Raw genomic sequence first — 3,445 nt, forward strand, 5'->3', positions numbered from 1 at the left:
CATAAAATCTGATTTTTACAAAGTTAATACATAAATAAAAAAACTACGAGAGAAACACCGTAGTTTTCTATTTACACAATCAGATGGATAGTCTCGAACAAGAATCAATCATAATCCCCAAAGAGCGACAAGTATATCTTCCAGCCGCCTGTCATCATTCTTCAAGCGAAAACGGTTAGTCTTGAGACGTAACTTTGCCTTACTTAAAGTTTGCGGACTATTACCTAATATATCAGCAACTTGCTGATGGGACAATCCCATGCCAAAAAGAATACAGATAGCTGTTTCAAAAACAGTCAGACCATATGCCGCTTTCCTTAAACGGCTAATGCAATCCTCGTGAATATAAGTATAGTAACCCACAAAATCCTTAATGGCATCCGTAGAAAACAAAAGCCCTCTTGAGGCTGAAACATTGTTATGGATAGCATCGTGCAGCTTCATGCCTTTTGCGATAGACTCATATCTCAACAGCTTTTCATAATTCAGATTCAAGTTTTTATAAGAGTTCTTATAAGAAATAATCTCATCCGTACGTTCTTTTATCTGTTGCTTCAGATATATTATTCGTTCTGATTCCCACTTTTCTTTCTCCTGCTCTTCCAAATGAGCTATTGCTTCCAGATGCTGCAAACGATTTCGATACTGTTCCAGTTCAATTTCCTTTCCTGCAACAAGTTCCCTGATACGCTGTTGCTGCTTGTGCCGGTAACGGCTGTATATACCAATCAAGAAAACGAGCAAGAAGAGACTAAATCCCAAAGCAATAAGCAAATAAAGTATACGCACTTCACTCTCCAGATTCCTATTTCTCAATGTCTCATTATCATATTTTTCCTGAATATCAGCAACCGCACGCAAGGCTTCTATCTGATAGACTGAATCAGCGTATTGCAGGCACTTTTCAGCATAATCAACCGAACGTTTATAATCTTCTCCAACTTTATAGGTTTGATACAGAGAATGGTAGACACACACTTTTATTGATGGGTCAGAAGTTTCCAATGCTTTATCCCAAAACTGTTTTGCCAGATCCGGGCGTTCCTGCTGATAATATGTATTTCCCAATATTAGGTAAGAACGGCATTTATCATTTTCCCCCTCCCAGGCCAAAGCCTTAGAAATATACTTCAATGCACTATCACTTAACGCCAGCCCTTCATAAAAAGTAGCCAGATTGTGATAGACCAAAGCATGATATACGGAATCCGCATCCGAAAGAATGCTCAAAGAATGCCGGAAATAATAAGAAGCACTGTCTGTTTCGCCCATATAGTCAAAAACTCTCGCAATATCCTGTGTATTGCTCAAAATATATTTCTTGTGATTGCCACAGGCTGCATAAGAGAGAGCCTTCTTAAAATCCGCCAAAGCTTCGGGAAAAAGATTCAATTGCATATTGACATAGCCCAGACTACTATATACCAAAGAGATTAACTTGACATCCTCTGTCCGGAGCGCACGTACCTCGGCTTGTTTATACCACCACGCAGCCTGTTTGAACTCTTCTTTTTCGTAATACACATTTCCCTTATAAAAACAACAAAGGGATATACGCCTGTCATCAGACGTCTTTTCATAAAAAGCATATGCCGCATCAATGAACAACGTATCCGATTCCCACCAAGTGAGATCATTCTTATCCATTGCCTGTGTCAACAATAAACAATAGTTTGCGTAATCCTCATTCGACAACGATTTGGGCGAACCAACTGATTGCAAAAGATATAGCGCACTATCCGGATGACTATCCATCAATCCTTCCGCTCTCTGCAATACATTCATATCCCTACCGCAAGAAGATAGAAAAAGAACAGAAATAAATAAAAAAACAAGTCTGAGTAAGTGCATAATAGTTTAGTCTGTCAAAGGGAGCCGCCGCTATTTATGCAGCGCCTCCACCAACAACGTAATGTTCGCCATGAACAGCCTCACGGAGATAGCCAGCAGAATGATACCGAAGAATTTACGAATGATATAAATGCCGCCTTTGCCGAGGAAACGTTCCACACGTCCCGTCATACTGACAACAAAATATACCCACAACATATTCAGCACCAAAGCAATAATGATGTTGACACTGGCATACTCCGCGCGAAGGGACAGCAAAGTAGTGAATGCGCCGGCACCGGCCAGCAACGGGAAAACCAAAGGAACCAAAGTAGCTTCCTTGATAGGTCCCTGATTCTTGAATATTTCCACATCCAGAATCATTTCCAGAGACATCAGGAAGATAACGAATGCACCGGCAACGGCAAACGACTCGATATCTACATGAAACAACTTCAACATCATGTCTCCGGCATAGAAGAAGCCGATCAACAAGGCGAAGGATATCAACGTCGCCTTCAATGCGTTCACATCCTTTCCTTTTTCCTTCAGATTAATAATAATAGGAATAGAACCAATAATGTCGATAACTGCAAATAATACGATAAAAGCACTTATCATTTGTTGTAAATTGAATGCTGCAAACATACGTTCCTCCTTTTTTTTGCAAAGATAATCGATTTTTATGCATTCCGCAAGATTTAATTACCTGAATGAATAGCACGTTTAAGAAATAATAAAAAAAACAAAAAGAAAGGCTAAGTGTTTACGGCAGATAGCTATTATGCCTACATTTGTTTTCAAACAAGAAGTTGATAAAGATATGGAAACGATGTATGACACCCTGCTCCAATTGCCACTGTTTCAAGGTCTCGCTCACGAGGACTTCACCAGTATATTGGGAAAAGTAAAATTACATTTCACCAAGCACAGAGCTGGAGATGTTTTAGTAAAAAAAGGTGCGGCATGTGGGCAGTTGGTATTTATCTTAAACGGAGAAATCGCTTCATCTACCTCATCTACAGATAATTCATACACCTTTACGGAGTTCTTTCAGGCACCTTACCTGATTGAGCCACAGGCTTTGTTCGGTATGAACACTTGCTATGTATCCACCCACGTAGCACGCACAGAAGTACGTATCGTAACTATCAGCAAGGCATTTGTGATGAATGATTTGTTCAGATATGAAATCTTCCGCTTAAACTATATGAATATCATCAGTAACCGGGCACAGACCTGCTACAACCGTTTGTGGGCCAAGGTGCCTGATAAACTAGAAGCACGTATTGCGAATTTTATTCTTTCGCACATTGAACGCCCTTCGGGAGAAAAGATATTGAAAATAAAGATGGAAGAGCTTGCCGATACTATCAATGACACACGGTTGAGCGTATCGAAGGCTTTGAACGGTATGCAGGAAGAAGGACTACTGACGCTCCACAGGGGGGAGATTGTAATACCGGATGCGGAAAGACTGATAGAATAGAGTTGCACCATAATATGAGGTTGTGTCAAAGTGAAGTGACCCCCGAAAGTTGGACAAAAAACTTTCGGGGTTTATTTATGTCAAGACATCACACATTAGCAGAAAAGCAAGAAATCCTCCGTCTTC

Annotated in this window: 3 protein-coding genes; 1 reads left to right on the plus strand and 2 read right to left on the minus strand. The window is 40.3% G+C overall.

The window, feature by feature from the left end; genetic code table 11:
- Positions 1-108 precede the first annotated feature (108 nt).
- Together BUC01_RS24745 and BUC01_RS24750 are read right to left on the minus strand one after the other, a co-directional pair.
- Positions 109-1,785 carry a tetratricopeptide repeat protein gene (locus tag BUC01_RS24745; protein ID WP_175560911.1) on the minus strand — a complete coding sequence of 559 codons (1,677 nt, stop codon included), beginning with the start codon at positions 1,783-1,785 and terminating at the stop codon, positions 109-111.
- 96 nt (positions 1,786-1,881) lie between these two features.
- A complete protein-coding gene (locus tag BUC01_RS24750; protein WP_009129132.1) occupies positions 1,882-2,478 on the minus strand; it encodes a MarC family protein in 597 nt (198 codons plus the stop codon).
- Positions 2,479-2,653: 175 nt separating this feature from the next.
- Here BUC01_RS24750 and BUC01_RS24755 point away from each other — a divergent pair, with 175 nt between their 5' ends.
- Positions 2,654-3,319 (plus strand): Crp/Fnr family transcriptional regulator, encoded by a 666-nt coding sequence (locus tag BUC01_RS24755; RefSeq protein WP_025836030.1) that lies wholly within the window; start codon positions 2,654-2,656, stop codon positions 3,317-3,319.
- The last annotated feature ends 126 nt before the right edge of the window (positions 3,320-3,445 follow it).

Origin of the sequence: Bacteroides stercorirosoris (assembly GCF_900142015.1) — a bacterium.
In the GTDB taxonomy this organism is placed as follows: domain Bacteria; phylum Bacteroidota; class Bacteroidia; order Bacteroidales; family Bacteroidaceae; genus Bacteroides; species Bacteroides stercorirosoris.

Bases quoted from the DNA above. Each gene is read 5' to 3' on its own strand.
- BUC01_RS24745 (WP_175560911.1), bottom strand. From the start codon at position 1,785: ATGAATGTATTGCAGAGAGCGGAAGGATTGATGGATAGTCATCCGGAT.
- BUC01_RS24750 (WP_009129132.1), bottom strand. From the start codon at position 2,478: ATGTTTGCAGCATTCAATTTACAACAAATGATAAGTGCTTTTATCGTA.
- BUC01_RS24755 (WP_025836030.1), top strand. From the start codon at position 2,654: ATGGAAACGATGTATGACACCCTGCTCCAATTGCCACTGTTTCAAGGT.